This is a genomic window from Methylobacterium sp. B1 (genome assembly GCF_000333255.1).
Taxonomy (GTDB): Bacteria; Pseudomonadota; Alphaproteobacteria; order Rhizobiales; family Beijerinckiaceae; genus Methylobacterium; species Methylobacterium fujisawaense.
This window is the reverse complement of sequence record NZ_BACT01000170.1, coordinates 1-232: the sequence shown is the minus strand read 5'-3', so window position 1 is coordinate 232 and position 232 is coordinate 1. Positions and strand designations below refer to the sequence as shown.

At 48.3% G+C, this 232-nt stretch carries 1 protein-coding gene; it reads left to right on the top strand.

Features of this window, described 5'->3' with window-relative positions; translation table 11 throughout:
• Positions 1–15: 15 nt before the first annotated feature.
• Positions 16–232: hypothetical protein (locus tag I53_RS34455; RefSeq protein ID WP_210161560.1), on the top strand; the 217-nt coding region annotated here is incomplete at its 3' end.

The following is a 232-nucleotide window of genomic DNA, read 5'->3' as shown; positions in this document are numbered from 1 at the left end:
GGTCTAGTTCAAGAGATGCGTGCTGACAAAGCTACAGCAGTCCTGCAATCGGGATTCCGTCGCGATGATGGATACTTTGTTGATTTTAAATTTCAGCTCTCAGCAGATGCGGATCCTGTTCAAACGCACTATGCCTATACGATTACTTTGGGCGGATCGCAAGTGGTGAATGCTAATGTCGTCGGTGTTGACGAAGTAGATGCCAGGAATATGCGGATTAGGACGGACGCAG